The organism is Aeromonas sp. Marseille-Q7275, assembly GCF_965119515.1.
In genome coordinates this window covers 215,417-234,827 of record NZ_CBCPLW010000003.1, presented here as the reverse complement: position 1 = coordinate 234,827, position 19,411 = coordinate 215,417, and the positions used below count along the sequence as shown (strand labels likewise).

17 protein-coding genes and 2 pseudogenes are annotated in these 19,411 nt (G+C 64.6%); 13 read left to right on the top strand and 6 right to left on the bottom strand.

Features of this window, described 5'->3' with window-relative positions; genetic code table 11:
- Positions 1–59: 59 nt before the first annotated feature.
- From hlyD to rraA, 10 genes are all read left to right on the top strand, one after another.
- Positions 60–1,028, top strand: a complete 969-nt coding sequence (hlyD, locus tag ACWPWQ_RS04925) for a secretion protein HlyD (protein WP_454009146.1) — start codon at positions 60–62, stop codon at positions 1,026–1,028.
- Complete coding sequence (locus ACWPWQ_RS04920) at positions 1,025–2,779, top strand: ATP-binding cassette domain-containing protein (RefSeq protein WP_454009145.1); 1,755 nt, start codon at positions 1,025–1,027, stop codon at positions 2,777–2,779. Before hlyD ends, ACWPWQ_RS04920 begins: the two co-directional genes overlap by 4 nt.
- Positions 2,776–3,885 carry an ABC transporter permease gene (locus ACWPWQ_RS04915; protein ID WP_454009144.1) on the top strand — a complete coding sequence of 370 codons (1,110 nt, stop codon included), beginning with the start codon at positions 2,776–2,778 and terminating at the stop codon, positions 3,883–3,885. Before ACWPWQ_RS04920 ends, ACWPWQ_RS04915 begins: the two co-directional genes overlap by 4 nt.
- 2 nt (positions 3,886–3,887) lie before the next feature.
- A complete protein-coding gene (locus ACWPWQ_RS04910) occupies positions 3,888–4,976 on the top strand; it encodes an ABC transporter permease (protein WP_454009143.1) in 1,089 nt (362 codons plus the stop codon).
- Between the two features lie 237 nt (positions 4,977–5,213).
- Complete coding sequence (nirB, locus tag ACWPWQ_RS04905) at positions 5,214–7,760, top strand: nitrite reductase large subunit NirB (RefSeq protein ID WP_454009142.1); 2,547 nt, start codon at positions 5,214–5,216, stop codon at positions 7,758–7,760.
- Positions 7,761–7,860: 100 nt separating this feature from the next.
- Positions 7,861–8,178, top strand: coding sequence for a nitrite reductase small subunit NirD (nirD, locus tag ACWPWQ_RS04900; protein WP_454009141.1), 318 nt, complete (start codon positions 7,861–7,863; stop codon positions 8,176–8,178).
- A gap of 51 nt (positions 8,179–8,229) precedes the next feature.
- Positions 8,230–9,036, top strand: a complete 807-nt coding sequence (gene nirC, locus ACWPWQ_RS04895) for a nitrite transporter NirC (RefSeq protein WP_342058877.1) — start codon at positions 8,230–8,232, stop codon at positions 9,034–9,036.
- 12 nt (positions 9,037–9,048) lie between these two features.
- The gene (gene cysG / locus ACWPWQ_RS04890; protein WP_454009140.1) at positions 9,049–10,455 is read left to right on the top strand and encodes a siroheme synthase CysG; all 1,407 of its coding nucleotides are present in this window, start codon (positions 9,049–9,051) and stop codon (positions 10,453–10,455) included.
- A gap of 133 nt (positions 10,456–10,588) precedes the next feature.
- Complete coding sequence (gene mgtE / locus ACWPWQ_RS04885; RefSeq protein ID WP_454009139.1) at positions 10,589–12,013, top strand: magnesium transporter; 1,425 nt, start codon at positions 10,589–10,591, stop codon at positions 12,011–12,013.
- A 209-nt stretch (positions 12,014–12,222) separates the two neighbouring features.
- On the top strand, positions 12,223–12,708 hold the full coding sequence (gene rraA, locus ACWPWQ_RS04880) for a ribonuclease E activity regulator RraA (RefSeq protein WP_005328442.1): 486 nt from the start codon (positions 12,223–12,225) through the stop codon (positions 12,706–12,708).
- A 271-nt stretch (positions 12,709–12,979) separates the two neighbouring features.
- Here the strand turns inward: rraA and ACWPWQ_RS04875 are convergent, their stop codons facing one another.
- The 3 genes from ACWPWQ_RS04875 to ACWPWQ_RS04865 all read right to left on the bottom strand — a co-directional run bounded on the left by ACWPWQ_RS04875 (position 12,980) and on the right by ACWPWQ_RS04865 (position 15,491).
- Positions 12,980–13,654, bottom strand: coding sequence for a 7-cyano-7-deazaguanine/7-aminomethyl-7-deazaguanine transporter (locus ACWPWQ_RS04875; protein WP_043554198.1), 675 nt, complete (start codon positions 13,652–13,654; stop codon positions 12,980–12,982).
- A gap of 105 nt (positions 13,655–13,759) precedes the next feature.
- Entirely contained in the window at positions 13,760–14,053 is a 294-nt protein-coding gene (locus ACWPWQ_RS04870) for a DUF3630 family protein (RefSeq protein ID WP_454009138.1), read from the bottom strand.
- Positions 14,054–14,063: 10 nt separating this feature from the next.
- Positions 14,064–15,491, bottom strand: a complete 1,428-nt coding sequence (locus ACWPWQ_RS04865; protein WP_454009137.1) for a protein adenylyltransferase SelO — start codon at positions 15,489–15,491, stop codon at positions 14,064–14,066.
- A gap of 104 nt (positions 15,492–15,595) precedes the next feature.
- On the opposite strand from ACWPWQ_RS04865, the gene ACWPWQ_RS04860 reads away from it, so the two are divergent.
- On the top strand, positions 15,596–15,898 hold the full coding sequence (locus tag ACWPWQ_RS04860) for a c-type cytochrome (protein ID WP_171272867.1): 303 nt from the start codon (positions 15,596–15,598) through the stop codon (positions 15,896–15,898).
- 108 nt (positions 15,899–16,006) lie between these two features.
- On the opposite strand, the gene ACWPWQ_RS04855 is transcribed toward ACWPWQ_RS04860, so the two are convergent.
- From ACWPWQ_RS04855 to recQ, 3 genes and pseudogenes are all read right to left on the bottom strand, one after another.
- The gene (locus tag ACWPWQ_RS04855; RefSeq protein WP_454009136.1) at positions 16,007–16,138 is read right to left on the bottom strand and encodes an HRDC domain-containing protein; all 132 of its coding nucleotides are present in this window, start codon (positions 16,136–16,138) and stop codon (positions 16,007–16,009) included.
- Between the two features lie 11 nt (positions 16,139–16,149).
- Positions 16,150–16,290, bottom strand: a pseudogene (locus ACWPWQ_RS04850) (HRDC domain-containing protein); the annotation flags it as partial.
- Between the two features lie 2 nt (positions 16,291–16,292).
- Positions 16,293–18,114, bottom strand: a pseudogene (recQ, locus tag ACWPWQ_RS04845) (DNA helicase RecQ).
- 133 nt (positions 18,115–18,247) lie between these two features.
- Here recQ and ACWPWQ_RS04840 point away from each other — a divergent pair.
- Both ACWPWQ_RS04840 and ACWPWQ_RS04835 read left to right on the top strand, forming a co-directional pair.
- Positions 18,248–18,712 carry a thioesterase family protein gene (locus tag ACWPWQ_RS04840; RefSeq protein WP_162519265.1) on the top strand — a complete coding sequence of 155 codons (465 nt, stop codon included), beginning with the start codon at positions 18,248–18,250 and terminating at the stop codon, positions 18,710–18,712.
- A gap of 123 nt (positions 18,713–18,835) precedes the next feature.
- Positions 18,836–19,363, top strand: a complete 528-nt coding sequence (locus ACWPWQ_RS04835; protein ID WP_139438026.1) for an AbiTii domain-containing protein — start codon at positions 18,836–18,838, stop codon at positions 19,361–19,363.
- The last annotated feature ends 48 nt before the right edge of the window (positions 19,364–19,411 follow it).

Sequence of the window (19,411 nt, the reverse complement as noted above, 5' to 3'; positions counted from 1 at the left end):
CTGCTGACCCTGCTCAGTGGCTACCTCGGGTGGCAGGGCCGCCCCGAAGGAGATCCCGTATGAAACAACGCATCGTTATCCTGGCCCTGCTGCTAACCGTTATCGGCGGTTATCTCTGGTGGCAGGGCCGCCCGGCCGACGGCTCCATCCTCTACGGCAATGTCGACATCCGCGATGTGAACCTGGCGTTCAGGGTCGGCGGCAGGGTCAGCGAGGTGCTGGTGGATGAGGGGGACAGCGTGACAGCGGGTCAACCGCTGGCCCGTCTCGATCCCGTGCCCCTCGCCCACGAGCGCGACAGCGCCCGCGCCAATCTGGCCGCCCTTACTGCAGCCAATGCCTTGATCCACAAGGGGTATCGCAGCGAAGAGACGGACCGTGCCCGGGCCGAGCTGGCCGCCGCCGAGGCGGCCGCGCTCGAGGCAGAGCAGCAGTGGCGTCGCCAGAGCGCGCTGGCGGCGACCGGCGCCATCTCCCGTGGTCAGCTCGACAGCGCCCGCTCCCAGCGGGATCAGACCCAGGCCCAGGTGCGCGCCACCCGCGAACAGCTCGGCCAGCTCGAGACCGGCTACCGCCCGGAGGAGATAGCCCAGTCCGATGCCCAGCTGCAAGGGGCCAAAGCGGCGCTGGCCAGTGCCGAGCTGGCACTCGCCGACGCCGTGCTGACCGCCCCGAGCGACGGCATCCTCCTCACCCGCGCCATCGAGATCGGCAGCATGGTGCAGCCGGGGGCCACCGCCTTCAACCTTTCACTGACCGCCCCGGTCTGGGTGCGCGCCTATGTGGAGGAGCCCTGGCTCGGCCACTTCCCGAGCGGCGCCAAGGTGACTCTCACCACAGACTCGCGGCCGGACAAGCCCTATCAGGGGGTGGTGGGCTTTGTCTCCCCCACCGCCGAGTTCACCCCAAAATCCGTGGAGACGCCGGATCTTCGCACCCACCTGGTCTACCGGCTGCGCATCGTGGTGCAGGATCCTGACTCTGCCCTGCGCCAGGGGATGCCGGTCACCGTCAGGCTGCAGCCATGAATGCCGCCATCCAGCTCGCCGGGCTCACCAAGCGCTTCGGCGATCGGGTCGCCCTCAACGCCATCTCGGCCACCATTCCGACCGGCGGCATCACGGGCCTGGTGGGCCCCGACGGCGCAGGCAAGAGCACACTGTTGCGCCTGCTGGCCGGTCTGCTGGTGCCGGAGGCCGGGGAAATCCGGGTGCTGGGGCTGGATCCGGTGCGCGAGGGGGATGCCCTGCGTCAGCGCCTCGGCTACATGCCCCAGCAGTTCGGGCTCTACGAGGATCTCAGCGTGCAGGAGAACCTCAGCCTCTACGCTGACTTGCGCGGGGTGCTGGAGCCGGAACGCACTCCCACCTTCGAGCGCCTGCTCGCCTTCACCGATCTCGCCCGCTTCACCGCAAGGCCCGCGGGCAAGCTCTCGGGGGGGATGAAGCAGAAGCTGGGGCTGGCCTGCGCCCTGCTCGGCACTCCCGACGTGCTGCTGCTGGACGAGCCCGGGGTCGGGGTCGATCCCATCTCCCGCCGCGCCCTCTGGCAGATGGTGCGCGAGCTCGCCCAGGGAGGAATGACTGTGCTCTGGAGCACCGCCTACCTCGATGAGGCCGAGCTGTGCGACCACGTGCTGCTGATGGCGGACGGCGAGGTGCGCACCAGCGGCACCCCGGCGACACTCATGGGCGCCATGGCAAGTCGCTGCTGGCTGCTGGAAGCAGGAGAGCTGGACGGCCGGGAGCGGCGGGCCCTGTTGCGCCGCGCCCTGGCCCACCCGGCCGTGATGGACGGCGCCGTGGCGGGGGAGCGGGTGCGCCTGCTGCTGCACCCGGGCATGACGCCCCCGCCGCTGGCAGAGCTGCAACTGACCAACGGCACCTTTCAACCGGCCCAACCCCGGCTCGAAGATGCCTTTATCGATCTGCTCGGCGGCGGCCCCGGAGGGGAATCCAGCCTGGCGCAGCTGATGCGCGAGGCCTGCCTGCCCGAGGGGGTCTCCCCGGAAGCAGTGATCGAGGCGCGCCGCCTCACCAAGCGCTTCGGCGACTTCACCGCCACCGACGACGTCAGCTTCGCGGTGCGCCGGGGGGAGATCTTCGGCCTGCTCGGCCCCAACGGGGCAGGCAAGTCCACCACCTTCAAGATGGAGTGCGGCCTGCTGCGCCCGAGCAGCGGGCAGGCGCTGGTGACCGGCATCGATCTGGCCCGCAGCCCCTCGGCGGCGCGTCAGCACCTCGGCTACATGGCCCAGAAGTTCTCCCTCTACAAGCAGCTCACCGTGGCCCAGAACCTGTCGTTCTTCGCCGGCATCTACGGCCTGTTCGGTCGCCAGCAGCAGACGCGCATCGACGCCATGGTGGAAGCGTTCGCCCTCGGCCCCTGGCTCGGCCAGCAGACGGAATCCCTGCCCCTTGGCCTGCGCCAGCGCCTATCGCTGGCCTGCGCCCTGCTCCACGAGCCGCCGCTGCTGTTTCTCGACGAGCCCACCTCAGGGGTCGATCCCGTCACCCGGCGGGAGTTCTGGTCCCACATCAATGCCCTGGCCGATCACGGCGTGACAGTGCTGGTCACCACCCACTTCATGGACGAGGCGGAGTATTGCGATCGCATCGCCCTCATTTACCGCGGTCGCCTGCTGGCCCTGGGTACCCCGGACGATCTCAAGGGGCTGGCCGCCAAGGACGCAGCCACTTCTTTGCCCACCTCTTCATTGCCAACAATGGAAGAGGCCTTTATCACCCTGGTCGAGCAGGCCAGCGAGGAGGACGCATGAGCATCAACCGCCGCCGACTGCTGGCCCTGTGCCGCAAGGAGTCCCTGCAAATCGTCCGTGACCCCAGCAGCATTCTCATCGCCTTCATCATGCCCGTGGTGCTGCTGGTGGTGATGGGCTACGCCATCAACCTGGACGTGGACCACCTGCGGCTCGGCATCTGGCGCACCGATAGCGGCGCCCCGGCGGTGCGGCTGGAGCAGGCCCTTCGCGGCTCCACGGCGCTGGAAATCCACGGCGGCCCGAGCAAGGCGGCGCTGCTCGCCAGTCTGGAGCGCGGCGAGATCCGCGGTCTGCTGGTGATCGATGACGGCTTCTCCGCCGCCCTGGCCGGTCAGGGGGATGGCACGCCGAAAGCCCAGCTGCTCACCGACGGCTCCGAACCCAACACGGCGAACTTCGTCACCAACTACGTGCAGGGGATCTGGCAGGGGTGGCTCGCCAGGGAGGGATTCTCCCTGCCGCTGGCGGTGGAGAGCCGCGCCTGGTTCAACCCGGCGCTGGTGAGCCGCAACTTCCTGGTGCCGGGTTCCATCGCCGTGGTGATGACCATCATAGGCGCCCTGCTCACCTCCCTGGTGGTGGCCCGGGAGTGGGAGCGCGGCACCATGGAGGCGCTGCTCGCCACCCCGGTGACCAAGACGGAGCTGCTGCTCTCCAAGCTGTTGCCTTACTACGGGCTCGGCATCGCCGCCATGCTCATCTGCCTGCTCTTCTCGGTGGCCGTGATGGGGGTGCCCTGGCGCGGCTCGCTGATCTCCCTGTTCGTGCTCACCACCCTGTTTCTCGGCAGCGCCCTCGGGCTCGGGCTCTTTCTCTCCACCGTGATGCGCAGCCAGTTCAACGCCGCCCAGGCCGCGCTGACGGCGGCCTTCCTGCCGGCCATGATGCTCTCGGGCTTCGTGTTCGAAATCGCCAGCATGCCGCCCCTGCTGCGGGCCATCACCCACCTGATCCCGGCCCGCTACTTCGCGAGCTCGTTGCAGACCCTCTACCAGGCGGGCAACGTGCTCTCCATCCTGCTGGTCAACGGCGTCTGCCTGCTGCTGCTGGCCGCCTTCTGGCTGGCCCTCACCGCCCGCAAGACGCGGCGCACCCTGGAGTAAACATGCTGATCCGACTCTGGTGGCTGATCCGAAAAGAGTTGCAGGCCCTGATGGGCAATACCCAGGGGCGCTTCCTGCTCATCATGCCGGTGCTGCTGCAAACCGCCCTCTTCCCCTTCGCCGCCACCCTGGAGGTGACCGGCAACACGCTCGCCATCTACGACCAGGATGGGGGGGCGCAGAGCCGGGAGCTCATCGAGCGACTCACCCACATGCCCGCCTTCACCACAGTGATGCCGGTGGCGGGCGAGGCGGGGATGACCAATGCCATCACCGAGCAGCAGGCGCTGATCGGCCTCATCATCCCGCAGGATTTCTCCCGCCGACTGGCGCGTGGCGAACCGGCCAAGGTGCAGCTGCTCATCGACGGGCGCCGCTCCAACGGGGGCCAGGTGGCGGCGGGCTACATCAATCAGGTGATCGCCCGCTGGCAGAGCGAGGGCAAGGGGCTGCCTACGCTCACGGTGCGCCACCTCTACAACCCCAACATCGAGTTTCGCTGGCACGTGCTCCCCTCCCTGGTGGCCATCATCACCACCATAGGCTGCCTCATCGTCACCGCCCTGTCGGTGGCGCGGGAGCGGGAAGAGGGCACCTTCGATCAGTTGCTGGTCTCTCCCCTCACCCCGGGCTGGATCATGGCGGGCAAGGCGGTTCCCGGCATTCTGGTGGCGGTGGGCCAGGGCGCCATAGTCGCGCTGGCGGCCCGCTTCCTCTATCAGGTGCCGTTTGGCGGCAGCACCACGCTGCTGATGGCGGGCATGGTCTGCTACGGCCTGGCGCTGGCGGGGATAGGGCTCTTCGTCTCGTCCCTCTGTTCGACCCAGCAGCAGGCGTTTCTCGGGGTCTTCTCCTTCATGGTGCCGGCGGTGATCCTCTCGGGCTATGTCTCCCCCATCGAGAACATGCCGCTGTTGTTCCAGTGGCTGGCGGCCGTGGATCCCCTCAGCCACTTCATCCTGCTGCTCAAGGGGGTCTTCCTCAAGGATCTCGGCTGGTCGGCGGCCTGGCCCCTGCTCTGGCCCCTGCTCGCCATCGCCGGTGTCACCCTCTCCCTGGCGCTGGCCATGTTCCGCCGCCATATCGCCTGATGACCCGGCCCCTGCCAGGGGTCGGCCTCTTGCCCGCCATGCCGGCACTCAACCGGGGCCGCGCCGGGCACGGAAACCGTCAACTGGTATACCCATTTATGTATAAGTTTGAATTTCCTCGAATTACCCCTGAGGAGATATATAAATAGACACTTGATTTGCATCAATCGTCTGCCCCTGCCGACTGGGTAGCCTAGCCTCAGAATGATGTTTTATTACTCCAAACTTGAGGCAACTATGAGCAAAGTCAGACTGGTCGTTGTGGGCAACGGCATGGTGGGGCACCGCTTCATCGAAGAGCTGATCGAGCGGGCCGATCCGGGCCGCTACGAGATCACCGTCTTCGGTGCAGAACCCCGTCCCGCCTACGATCGCGTCCATCTCTCCTCCTACTTCTCCCACCACACCAGCGAAGATCTCTCCCTCGTCAAACCCGGTTTCTACGACAAGCACGGCGTCCGCCTGCTGCTCGGCGAAGCGGTGAAAAAAATCGACAGGGCCAACCGCGAGGTGCACTCCAACAAGGGCACTGTGGTCGGGTACGACAAGCTGGTGCTGGCCACCGGCTCCTACCCCTGGGTGCCGCCCATCCAGGGCAGCCAGCACCACGAGTGCTTCGTCTATCGCACCATAGAGGATCTCAAAGCCATCCGCAGCGCCGCCAAGAGCGGCAAGAGCGGGGTGGTGATCGGGGGCGGCCTGCTTGGCCTCGAAGCCGCCGGTGCCCTCAAGGCGCTGGGTCTCGAGACCCACGTGGTGGAGTTTGCCCCTGTGCTGATGGCCGAGCAGCTCGACGGTCAGGGCGGCCAGCTGCTGCGCCGCAAGATCGAATCCATGGGCGTGCAGGTGCACACCAGCAAGAGCACCAGCGAGATCCTGATGCACGGCGGCCGCGACGCCCAGCACCGCCTCGCCTTCGCCGACGGCAGCCAGCTGGAAGTAGACGTGGTGGTCTTCTCCACCGGCATCCGCCCGCAGGATACCCTGGGCCGTTACTGTGAACTGGCCATAGCCCCGCGTGGCGGTGTGCTGATCGACGATCACTGCCTCACCTCAGACCCCGACATCTACGCCATCGGCGAGTGCGCCGCCTGGCAGGGCCGCTTCTTCGGGCTGGTGGCGCCCGGCTACAAGATGGCCCAGATCACCGTCGACCATCTGCTCGGCGGCGACAGCCGTTTCGAAGGGGCGGACATGAGCGCCAAGCTCAAGCTGCTCGGCGTCTCCGTCGGCTCCATCGGTGATGCTCACGGCCGCACCCCGGGCAGCCACAGCTATGTGTTCCAGGATGACCAGGCCGGCGTCTACAAGAAGATAGTGGTGAGCGAAGACAACAGCCGCCTGCTCGGTGCCGTGCTGGTGGGTGACGTGGATGACTACGGCAACCTGCTGCAGATGATGCTTAACGCCCTGCCGCTGCCGAGCCACCCGGATACCCTGATTCTGCCTGCCTACGCCGGTGCCAAACCGACCCTGGGGGTGGATGCCCTGCCAGAAAGCGCCCAGATCTGCTCCTGCTTCGACGTCTCCAAGGGGGACATAGCTCAGGCGGTCGCCGAAGGTCACACCACCCTCGCCGCCATCAAGCAGCACACCAAGGCCGGTACCGGCTGCGGCGGCTGCGTGCCCCTCATCAGCCAGGTGCTCAACGCCGAGCTGGTGAAGCAGGGCATCGAGGTCAACAACCATCTCTGCGCCCACTTCCCCCACTCCCGCCAGGAGCTGTTCCATCTGGTCAAGGTGGAGGGGATCAAGAGCTTCGACGAGCTGCTGGCCAAGCACGGTCAGGGCCATGGCTGCGAGGTGTGCAAACCAACCGTCGGCTCCATCCTCGCCTCCTGCTGGAACGACTATGTGCTGAGCCCGCTCAACACCCAGCTGCAGGACACCAACGACATCTTCCTCGGCAACATGCAAAAGGACGGCAGCTACTCCGTCATCCCGCGCATGGCCGGTGGCGAAGTGACCCCGGAAGGGCTGCTGGCGGTGGCCGAAGTGGCCCGCGACTACAAGCTCTACACCAAGATCACCGGCGCCCAGCGCATCGGCCTGTTCGGGGCCCAGAAGGATGATCTGCCCGCCATCTGGCGGAAATTGCTGGCGGCGGGCTTCGAGACCGGTCAGGCCTACGCCAAGGCGCTGCGCATGGCCAAGACCTGCGTCGGCAGCACCTGGTGCCGCTTCGGCGTGCAGGACAGCGTCGGCCTCGGGGTCTTCCTCGAGAACCGCTACAAGGGCATTCGCACCCCGCACAAGATGAAGTTCGGCGTCTCCGGCTGTACCCGCGAGTGTGCGGAAGCCCAGGGCAAGGACGTCGGCATCATCGCCACCGACGCGGGCTGGAACCTCTATGTGGGCGGCAACGGCGGCATGAAGCCGCGCCACGCCGATCTGCTGGCGTCTGACCTCGACCGCGAAACCCTGATCAAGCTGATCGACCGCTTTATGATGTTCTACGTCACCAGCGCCGACAAACTGCAGCGCACCTCGGTCTGGCTCGGCAATCTGGAAGGGGGCATCGACTACCTGCGCGAAGTGATAGTCGACGACAAGCTGGGGTTGGCCGACACCCTGGAGCGCGATATCCAGTGCCTTATCGACAGCTACGAGTGCGAATGGTCGCGCACCCTCAACGAAGAGGAAGCACTCAAGCGCTTCAGCCACTTCATCAACAGCGACAAGCGCGATCCGGACGTCCAGTTCGTCGCCGAGCGCGATCAGCACAGGCCCGCCACCCCGGCCGAGCGCATCCCTGTCTACCAGATCGAGGTGGAAACCAAATGATGAAACTTGCCTGCCAACGCAATGACATCCTGTCGGGCTGCATGGACGTTTGCGCCCTGCTCGATAGCCAGTTCATCCAACTCGACGTGGAGATTAAGCGATGAAATTAGCCTGCCAACTCAACGACATCCTGCCGGGAACCGGTGTCTGCGCACTCATTGAGGGTCGCCAGATCGCCCTGTTCCGCCCGAGCGCGGCGGCCGAGGTGTTCGCCATCGACAACCGGGATCCCTTCTTCGCCGCCAACGTGCTGTCGCGTGGCATCGTAGGTGAACACGAGGGTGAGCTCTGGGTCGCCAGCCCGCTCAAGAAGCAGCACTTCCGCCTGCGCGACGGTCACTGCCTCGAGAACGCCGCCATGTCGGTGCAAAGCTACACCGTTGAAGTGCGCGACCAGCAAGTCTGGGTCGCCGTCTAACACCATGCATATCAGGGCTGCCTGCGGGCGGCCCTCTTGAAGGAAACAAAGATGTATACCGACACCATCAACAAGTGCGCCGCCAATGCGGCCCGCATCAACCGCTTCGAGCGCAGCGACAAGCTCGGCTTCTGGCTCAGCTCCGCCATGGCGGGGGCCTATGTGGGCCTGGGCATCATCCTCATCTTCACCCTGGGCAACCTGGTCGACCCCAGCGTGCGTCCGCTGGTGATGGGGGCCACCTTCGGCATAGCCCTGACCCTGGTGATCATCGCCGGCTCCGAGCTGTTTACCGGCCACACCATGTTCCTCACCTTCGGGGTGAAGAGCGGCAAGATCACCATGGCCGACCTGCTGCGCATCCTGCCCCAGACCTGGGCCGGCAACCTGCTCGGCTCCATAGCAGTGGCGCTGATCTACTCCTACGGCGGCAGCCTGCTGCCGGACGCGGGCAGCCTGGCCCACAAGGTGGCGCTGGCCAAGACCCAGGCACCGGCCCTGACCCTGTTCATGAAGGGCGTGCTGTGCAACTGGTTGGTCTGCCTCGCCATCTGGATGGCGCTGCGCACCGAGGGTGCCGCCAGGTTCATCGCCATCTGGTGGTGCCTGCTGGCCTTCATCGCCTCCGGCTACGAGCACTCGGTCGCCAACATGACCCTGTTCGCCCTCTCCTGGTTTGGTGCCCACTCCGAGGCCTACACCCTGGGCGGCATCGGCCACAACCTGCTGTGGGTGACGCTCGGCAACACAGTCTCCGGCGCCCTCTTCATGGGCCTCGGCTACTGGTATGCCACCCCCAAGGCTGAGCGCCCGGTCGCGGTGAGCGACGCCACCGCCAGCCAGCGCAAAGCAGCCTAATCAGGAGGCCCCATGGACTACTTGCCCATCTTTTGCCGACTCGACAACAAACCCGTGCTGCTGGTCGGCGGCGGCGAGGTAGCGGAGCGCAAGGCGCGCCTGCTGCTGGATGCCGGTGCCCAGCTCACAGTAGTCGCGCCCGAGCTCGACCCCGAGCTGGCGGAACTGGCTGCCAACGGGAGCATCGAGTGGCTGGCCGGCGAATTCGCGCCGGCGCAACTGGCGGGCAAGTGGCTGGTGGTGGCCGCCACCGATCGGCGCGAGGTGAACGCCCTGGTCTACCAGAGCGCGAACCAGGCCCGGATCTTTGCCAACGTGGTGGATGACCCGACACGCTCCAGCTTCATCATGCCGTCGATCATCGACCGCTCGCCCCTGATGGTGGCCATCTCCTCCGGCGGCAAGGCGCCGGTGCTGGCCCGGCTGCTGCGGGAAAAACTGGAAGCCCTGCTGCCCCAGCATCTGGGCGCCGTCGCGGCCTTCGCCGGCAGCCTGCGGGAGCGGGTCAAGGCCCGCTTCGCCACCATGGGAGAGCGGCGCCGCTTCTGGGAGCGGCTGCTCGGGGCGGATCGGCTCGGGCAGGCGCTGGCGCGGGGGGATGGCGCCTCGGCCAATCAGCTGGCCGACAACCTGTTTGCCGAGGAGAGCAAGGCTCACGGCGAAGTGGTGCTGGTCGGTGCCGGCCCCGGCGATCCGGGCCTGCTCACCCTGCACGCCCTGCGTCAGATGCAGCAGGCGGACGTGGTGGTCTATGACCGCCTGGTCTCGGACGAGGTGATGGCGCTGGTGCGCCGCGACGCCAAACGCATCTTCGTCGGCAAGCAGGCGGGCAACCACTGCGTGCCCCAGGAGGGGATCAACCAGCTCTTGCTGGAGGAGGCGAAGAAGGGACAGCGGGTGGTGCGGCTGAAGGGGGGCGACCCCTTCATCTTCGGCCGTGGCGGCGAGGAGCTGGAGACCCTGGTTGGCAGCGGCATCGGCTTCCAGGTGGTGCCCGGCATCACCGCGGCGAGCGGCTGCGCCGCCTACGCCGGTATTCCCCTGACCCACCGCGATCACGCCCAGAGCGTGCGCTTCGTCACCGCCCACGGCAAGGGGGGCGCCCGGGATCTCGACTGGCCGCTGCTGGCAAGAGACAAGCAGACCCTGGTGTTCTATATGGGGCTGTCCAGCTGCTCCACCATCCGTGAGCAACTGCTGGCCCACGGCAAGGGGGGCGACACCCCGGTGGCGCTGATCGAGCGCGGCACCCAGCCGAGCCAGCGGGTCATCCGTGGCACCCTGAATGAGCTGCCCGCGCTGGCGGTGGGGGTCGAGAGTCCGGCTCTCATCATGGTGGGATCCGTGGTGACCCTGGCGGACCAGCTCGCCTGGTTCGGGCAAGGAGGCGCCGCTGACGCGGCCCTGGCTTCGGCCTGATATCACTTCATATGCCAACGCCACCTCAGGGTGGCGTTTCTTTTCCTGCATTTACTGTCATAACCTCTTGTTTTGAATTTGGTATCTTATGGAGCAAGGCCATCCGGCCAACCGAATTCAGGAATCTTGCTGCATGTCTCTCCCCCCCAAGAACAGCGCCAAACAGCGTGAACACGACAGAGCCCGCATCCTCACCCTGCTGCTGGCCGACGATGCCCTCACCGACAGCCTGCTCGATCCCCAAGGGGTGCAGGACGCCGAGCTGCGGGATCAGACCAGCGAGCTGACGCGCCTGGTCAACAGCCTGCCGGCCGCCGACGTCGCCGATGCCCTGGAGTCCCTGCCGCCGGACGAGCGCCATGTGCTCTGGCAACAGGTTGACCCGGAGCGCCACGGCCAGATCCTGGTCGAGGCGTCGGAGACGGTGTGGGACAGCCTGATCAGCGGCATGAGCGACAAGGAGTTGCTGCATGCCCTGCGTACCCTCGACATCGACGATCAGATCTATCTGGGCCAGTACCTGCCTCGCAACCTGATGGGCCGGCTGCTCACCTCCATGGCCCCCGACCAGCGCGACCGGGTGCGAGAGGTGATCCTCTACGGCAAGCACACCGTCGGCGCCATGATGGACTTCGAGCTGATCACGGTACGGGCCGACATAAGCCTGGCGACTGTGCAGCGCTATCTGCGCCAGCTCGGCAAGATCCCCGCCAACACCGACAAGCTGTTCGTCACCGACAGGCGCAACCGGCTGCAGGGGGAGCTGCCGCTCACGACAGTGCTGCTGCACAGACCCGAGACCCTGGTGGCCGAGGTGATGGAGAAGGATCCGATCACCTTCGATCCGGAAGACAACGACGAGGCGGCCGCCCGTACCTTCGAGCGGGACGATCTCGTCTCCGCCGCCGTGGTGGATGGCAAGGGCAAGCTGATGGGGCGGCTCACCGTCGCCGAAGTGGTGGACCTGGTCTATGAGGAGAGCGACACCGATCTGCGTCGCATGGGGGGGATCAGCGAGGAAGAAGACGTGTTCGCCCCTGTCGCCAAGGCGGTCAAGACCCGCTGGGCCTGGCTCGCCCTCAATCTCTGCACCGCCTTCGTCGCCTCCAGGGTCATAGGCCTGTTCGAGCACAGCATCTCGCAGCTGGTGGCGCTGGCGGCCCTGATGCCCATAGTCGCCGGGATTGGCGGCAACACGGGCAACCAGACCATCACCATGATAGTGCGAGCCCTGGCGCTGCAGCACATCCAGCCGGGCAACGTCTCCTTCCTGCTGTGGCGGGAGCTGGGGGTGGCGCTGATCAACGGCCTGGTGTGGGGCGGCACCATGGGGGTCGCGACCTACTTCCTCTACCAGGATGCGGCCCTGGGCGCCGTCATGACGCTCGCCATGGTGCTGAACCTGCTGGTGGCGGCCCTGATGGGGGTCATCATCCCCATGACCATGAGTCGGCTGGGGCGGGATCCGGCGGTGGGGGCCAGCGTGATGATCACCGCCATCACCGACACCGGCGGCTTCTTCATCTTCCTCGGTCTCGCGACCCTGTTCCTGCTATAGCCCCAGATGGCAGCCACCAGGGTGCCGGGTACCCTGGTGGCCTCAGACCCCGGCAGGCCCGGATGGCGGGCCCTTGTCCCGCACAGGAATCCGGGGGCGTCGCCGCGACAAAAACGGGGATTCCCGCCTCTGGGCAAGGAATAGTCGTTGAAATGCCAACCCCACTCCTTATACTGGATCCACCTGTTTCCAGCGGTGGATCTGACACAATGGAATACAACACTTCAGAACTGTGCGACATCTATCAGGACATGGTGGATGTACTCGAACCCATGCTCTGCTCCTTCGGCGGCCGTGCCTCTTTCGGCGGCGTCATCACCACGGTCAAATGCTTCGAATCGAACGGTCTCATCCGTGAAGTCGTCAAAGAGAACGGCGTCGGCCGCGTGCTGCTGATCGACGGCGGCGGCTCCATGCGCCGGGCCCTGATCGACAGCGAGATCGCCACCACGGCGGCAGAAAACGAGTGGGAAGGCATCGTCTGCTACGGCTGCGTGCGCGAGGTCGACATCCTGGAAGATCTCGACATCGGCATCCAGGCCCTGGCCGCCATCCCGGTCGGTGCCGACCACAAGGATGTGGGAGAGACGGACCTTCCGGTCAACTTCGGCGGTGTCACCTTCCTGCCGGACGATCACCTCTACGCCGACACCACAGGGGTGATCCTCTCCCCCGATGCGCTCGACATCGAATAAGCAGACACAGACTGAAGATGGGAGCCTTGGCTCCCATTTTTTATGGCTGCAACTTGCTGAAAAACAGACAAAAAAAGAGGGCCAGTAAACAACTGGCCCCTTAACTGGAAGCAATGTGAGCAATGTCGTGCCTTCACAAGAAGTCCATCACGTTGGAACGAATGAAGTCTTTCCCGGAAAACAAGGTAACAATAATCATTCTCATTTAACTGTGCAAGCCTTATTTATAAAAAGTGCAAAAAAATGACCACCGCGCGGGTGGTCATTCTCGTCAGGCTTGTCGTGTGGCCGTTTGCAGACCGGCCAGGCCGGCCTCCCCCACCAGCTTGCGGCTGAGGTAGCGCAGCAGCACGCCGTAGAGTGGTACAAACAATCCCAGACTTATCAGCAGCTTGAATACGTAATCCACGGTCGCGATCTCGACCCAGTGCTCGGCCATGAAGGGATCCGTGCTGCGCCAGAAGGCGATGCTGAAGAAGGCGATGGTATCCACCAGGTTGCCGAACAGGGTCGAGGCAGCCGGTGCCACCCACCAGGCCCTGAGCAGCCGCAGGCGGTTGAACACCACCACGTCCATGAACTGGCCCACCAGATAGGCCATAAAGCTGGCCAGGGCGATGCGCGCCACGAAGAGGTTGAACTCCGCCAGGTTGCCCATGCCCTGATAACTGCCTTCGAAGAAGAGCACGGAGAGCACATAGGAAACGGCGAGGGCTGGCAGCATCACGGTCTGGATGATCTTGCGGGCCAGCCCGGCGCCGAAGATCCGCACCGTCAGATCGGTGGCCAGGAAGATGAACGGGAAGCTGAAGGCACCCCAGGTGGTGTGGAAGCCAAAGATGGTGATCGGCAGCTGCACCAGGTAGTTGCTGCTGGCGATGATCAGGATGTGGAACAACGAGAGACGCACCAGCGCCGTCTGGTGCTGAGCAGGGGTCAGATTCATGTTGTGACCTTTTTGGTTAATGGGGTTAGGGAACCCATACCGCCACCATGGCGATAATTGAGGGGCGAGATTATACGCCCCGACGCGGATAGTTCAATCCTTATGCTATGAGGCGGCTGAGTGCTGATGGCCGAGCCAGAGCACCACCTCCCTGTCGTCCGGGTGCGTCGCCTCCAGCCAGCAGCCGCTGTGTTGCTCATACTCCAGCCGCAGCTGGCTGCCTTCGAACTCCAGCAGCCAGCTGTGGCGATCCGCTCCCCACTCCCGCTCGAGCGGTATAAGCTCCCACCCCTCGACCAGCTCTTCGGCAAGAGCTGGGAAGTTGTCCCAGTCAAGGCCCGGGCAGGCCAGCAACACCACCCCGGCCTCCCGATCCGTCTGCGTGACACGCCAGTTCATCTGCTGTTCCTCAACTGCTGCAAGAGAGCTCGCCACCGCAATACCACTGGGGCACCGGGGTCGCCAGATCCTCGTATTCCGGCTGCTCGTCATAGGGGCGCTGCAGGGCGGCAAACAGCCGCTCGAACGGCGCCATGTTCCCCGTCTCGGCGGCGTCTATCACCTGCTGGGCAAGGGCATTACGCAGCACGTACTTGGGATTGACGGCATCCATCCGCACCTTGCGCGCCGCATCCTGGCTCCCTTCACGGACCAGCCGGGCCCGATAGGTTTCGAGCCACTCCTGCCAGGCGGCCGGGTCCGGCAGCAGCGCCAGCAGGGAGGCGGGCCACTCCCCCTGGGCGGTCAGCTCACCCAGGCGACGCAGGAAGAGGTGGTAGTCCACCCGATGTGCCGCCAGCGACTGGAACAGCTGGCGGAACAGGGCAGGATCTTCATCCTCCCAGGTCTCCAGGCCAAGCCGGACGCGCATCAGTTCGGAGTAGTGCAACATCAGCTGATGCTCGTACTGGGCCAGAGCCGCAGCCAGCGCATCCCCATCGACGTGGCCAGCCAGCGCCTGGGCCAGCTTCTGCAGGTTCCAGTAACCCACCGCCGGCTGCTGATCCAGGGCGTAGCGGCCACCCGGATCCGAGTGGTTGCAGACAAAGTCCGGCACATAGGCGTCGATGAACCCGTAGGGGCCGTAATCCAGGGTCAGCCCGAGCAGGGACATGTTGTCTGTGTTCATCACCCCGTGACAGAAGCCCGCCGCCTGCCACTTGGCGATGAGGCGCGCGGTGCGACGCACCACCTCGGCGAACAGCTCGGCACCGCTTTCCAGTTCGGGAAAGTGGTGACGCAGCAGATAGTCGATGAGAGCCGGGATCTTCTCCCCCTGGCCGCTCCAGGCGAAGTACTCGAAGTGACCGAAGCGCAGGTGGCTGGGCGCTGTGCGCAGCACTGTCGCACCGCTCTCGACCTGCTCCCGGTAGACGGGTTCGTCACTGCCCACCAGCACCAGGGCCCGGGTGGTCGGAATGCCGAGGGCATGGAGCGCCTCTGAGGCGAGGTATTCGCGGATGCTGGAGCGCAGCACGGCGCGGCCGTCGCCGAAGCGGGAGAAGGGCGTCTTGCCCGCCCCCTTCAGGTGCAGATCCCAGCGTTGACCGTCCGGCGCCAACTGCTCCCCCAGCAGCAGGGCGCGGCCATCCCCCAGGCGCGGGCTGTAACCGCCAAACTGATGCCCCGCATAGACCTGGGCCACCGGCTGCATGCCCGGCAACGGCTGCCCCAGTCCGCAGCAGGCGAGCCAGTCTGCCTCGCTCACCTCACCGAGCCCCAGCGCCCCAAGCAGTGCACGGTTCAGATGCAGCAACCTGGGGGCATGCAACGGCTGGGGGACCACGGGCTCGCAGGCCCAGGGCAGTTCGGTGGCGAAAGTGTTGATCAACTTCATGGTGATGGGGGTTGTCCCTGCGTATGCTCGTGTCACTCTTTATACCGCCGTCTGCCCGCACAGGCTAACAGGCGATCGCGCTATTTCATTTCACGGAGAAAACAATGCAAAAATGGATATATGCCCTGCCCCTGCTGGCACTGGCCTGGGGACATCAGGTCAAGGCCGCCGACATCGAAGCGGGCAAGGCCAAGGCGACTGTCTGCGCCGCCTGTCATGGGGTGGATGGCAAGGCGAGTGTCCCCGTCTATCCCCATCTGGCCGGACAGAACTCTGCCTATCTGCTGAAACAGATGAAAGCCTTCAAGGAGGGCAGCCGCACAGAGCCCCTGATGGCCCCCTTCATGGCGATGCTGACCGAGGCGGATATGGAGAACCTGGCGGCCTATTACGCCAGCCTGAAATAACCCGCCTTACCCAGGCAACCCGGCCCTTTCTTGCAAAGATGACCTTCCTTTACAGAGAGAGGCGTAAAAGTGCCCCTCCATTCTCGAGGGGAAGGCTGGGGGCACTTCCTAGCGGCGGCAATACGCGATGATAAGGTCCATAAAGGCCTCGCCGAAGCGCTCCAGCTTGCGGTGGCCGACACCGTTGATGGCCAGCATCTCATCCTCGGTCATCGGCATCGCCGCTGACCCCAGCTCCACCAGGGTCGACCCTAGCGGCGGCAATACGCGATGATTAGGTCCATAAAGGCCTCGCCGAAGCGCTCCAGCTTGCGGTGGCCGACACCGTTGATGGCCAGCATCTCGTCCTCGGTCATCGGCATCGCCGCTGACCCCAGCTCCACCAGGGTCGACCCTAGCGGCGGCAATACTCGATGATAAGGTCCATAAAGGCTTCACCGAAGCGCTCCAGCTTGCGGTGACCGACACCGTTGATGGCCAGCATCTCGTCCTCGGTCATCGGCATCAGCTGTGCCATCTCCACCAGGGTCGCATCGTTGAATACCACGTAGGGCGGCACCTCTTCATCCTCGGCGATCTGCTTGCGCAGGGCCCGCAACTCCTTGAACAGCCGCTTGTCGTAGTTGGCATTGTCGAGCAGGCCGCTGCGCTTCTCCTTGCGGCTGGAGATGGGCTGCAGCCGCGGCACCGCCAGGGCCAGTGTCGTCTCGCCGCGCAGCACGGGGCGGGCCGCCTCGGTCAGCTGCAGCACCAGGTTGCGGGTGATGTTCTGGGTCAGCAGCCCCTTGTGGATCAGCTGGCGGATCACGCTCATCCAGTATTCGTGGCTCTGATCCTTGCCGATGCCGTAGGTCGACAGCTTGTCGTGACCGTGATCCTTAATGCGCTGGTTGAGCGAGCCCTGAGCACTTCCACCACATAACCCACCCCGAAGTTCTGCCCCACCGCCAGACGCAGGAGAGCGCCTTCTGGGGCATCTTCGGTGCCGTCATAGCTCTTGGGGGATCCAGGCAGATGTCGCAGTTGCCGCACGGCTTGTCGTTGTACTCGCCAAAATAGTTGAGCAGCACCTGACGGCGGCAGGTCTGCGCCTCGGCGAAGGCCGCCATCACGTTGAGCTTGTACTGCTCCACCTGCAACTGCTGGGGATTCTCTATGTTGTCGAGCAGGCGTCGCACCCGGCCAATGTCGGCGGGATCGTACAGCAGCAGCGCCTCGGCGGGGGTACCGTCACGGCCGGCACGGCCGGTCTCCTGATAGTAGGATTCGATGTTCTTGGGGATGTCGTAGTGCACCACGAAGCGCACGTTGGGCTTGTCGATCCCCATGCCGAACGCCACCGTCGCCACCACTATCTCGACGTCGTCCTTGAGGAAGGCATCCTGGGTGCGTAGCCGCTGATCCAGCGGCAGGCCCGCATGATAGGGCGCCGCCTTGCAGCCGTGGCGGGAGAGCCGCTCAGCGACCTCTTCCACCCGGTTGCGGCTGGAGCAGTAGACGATGCCGCAGTTGCCCTTCTGGCTCTGCACATAGCGCAGCAACTGTTCCGCTCCCTTGAACTTCTCCACCAGGCTGTAGCGGATGTTGGGCCTGTCGAAGCTGGCGGTATGGATGAAGGGATCGTTGAGTTCCAACCGGTGCAACATGTCGCTGCGGGTCGCCTCGTCGGCGGTGGCGGTGAGCGCCACCACGGGCACCTGGGGGAACCACTGCTTGAGCCGCCCCAGCGCCGCGTATTCGGGGCGAAAATCGTGGCCCCACTGGGAGACGCAGTGGGCCTCGTCGATGGCGAACAGCCCGAGGGGCAGCTCCGCCAGCCGATCCAGAAACTCGTGCTGCAGCAGCCGTTCGGGGGAGACATAGACCAGCTTGATCTCGCCGCGGCGCATGGCGGCAAAGTTCTGGATCATCTCCTCCCGGCTCAGGGCCGAGTTGATGTAGACGGCCGCCACACCGTTGGCGCGCAGGCTGTCCACCTGATCCTTCATCAGCGAGATAAGGGGGGAGACCACCACCCCGAGACCGGGCCGCAGCAGGGCCGGGATCTGGTAACAGAGCGACTTGCCGCCACCGGTGGGCTTGAGCACCAGGGCATCGCGCCCCGCCACTATCTGTTCGATGATCTCGAGCTGGCCCGGCCGAAATTGCTGGTAGCCGAAGACCGCCTGCAGCAGGGCAAGGGGGGTATCGGGCAAGGTGTCGGCAATGGCGGTCATGGGCTCTCCTTTGGGGTCGCCATTCTAAAGCAGCCGCCGCCCACAATAAACCTGCCATTGCGACTGTTAAGGAAGTGTTGCAGACTGGCTGGAGTTTTTACTCGGCTTTGATGACAGGGATCGGTATCAGAGAATGAAACAGATGTTGAAGAAGATGGCGCTCAGTGGCATTGCCAATCTGTTCGCCGAGAAGATGCCGTTCAACAAGCTCATCGGCATGCAGGTGACCCACTATGACTTCGAGAAGGTGGAGCTGCGCATCAAGATGGATGACAAGCTGATCGGCAACCCCTTTCACAACATACTGCACGGCGGCGTGACCGCCAGCCTGCTGGATGTGGCGGGCGGCATGATAGTCGCCGCCTCCTGCATCGACGAGCTGGAGGACTTCTCCCCCAGCTACCTCAAGGAGCGCTTCTCCCGCCTCGGCACCATAGACCTGAGGGTCGACTACCTGCGGCCCGGTCGCGGCAACGAGTTCATCGCCACCGCCCACATCATTCGGGCAGGCAGCAAGGTCGCCGTCGCCCGTATGGAACTGCACAACGAAGAGGGGACTCATATCGCCTTTGGTACCGGCACCTACCTGGTCGGCTAATGGCCTTTATTGCATAAAAAGTGCGCTTATAAGCTGATTTTAATCATTAGAATTGTTACCCCCACCACCGGTCAGGGTCCATACTGAAAGTCGGGATTGTGTGCAGAGGGAGGATTGCAGACGATGAGCGCGATGCTGGCTACCCAACCATCCAGAGCCTTGTTGACACAGCTCGAGTCCATGCGCGAAGAAGTGCAGACGCCCGAGTGCCGTCACTGGTTGGAACAGGAGCTGGAGGGGTATTCTCTCTGTTCACCCCTGCCTTGGTATCGCATCATTGCCTGTCGGCAACGCGGTCACTTCCTGAATCTGAAGACGGGGAAATATCTGACTTGCCATATCGGCAGCCAAACGCTAAGCCAACGCGACCTGGCCCAAGTTCAGTTCATCTATGCCCGTGAACCCGCCGCCCACTATTTACTGCGTCATGATTCCCATATCGAGCCCTGGCCAGAACAGCTGCTGGAAGCGTATCGAGAGCAGTTGATCCCCGGCCATCTCTGCCTGCAGGCCTGGCACGAGCCCGTGTCTTCTCTGCGGTCACAACTGATGGAGGGAATAGCACATTTCATCAGCGAGTACCCCAAGCATGCGGCTCTGCAAACTCAGCACGGCTTCAAGGCATTGCGGCATCAACACTGGCATATCTGATCATGCGCCCAGAGCGCAAGGAGGGCACTATCGACAAGACCCACAACG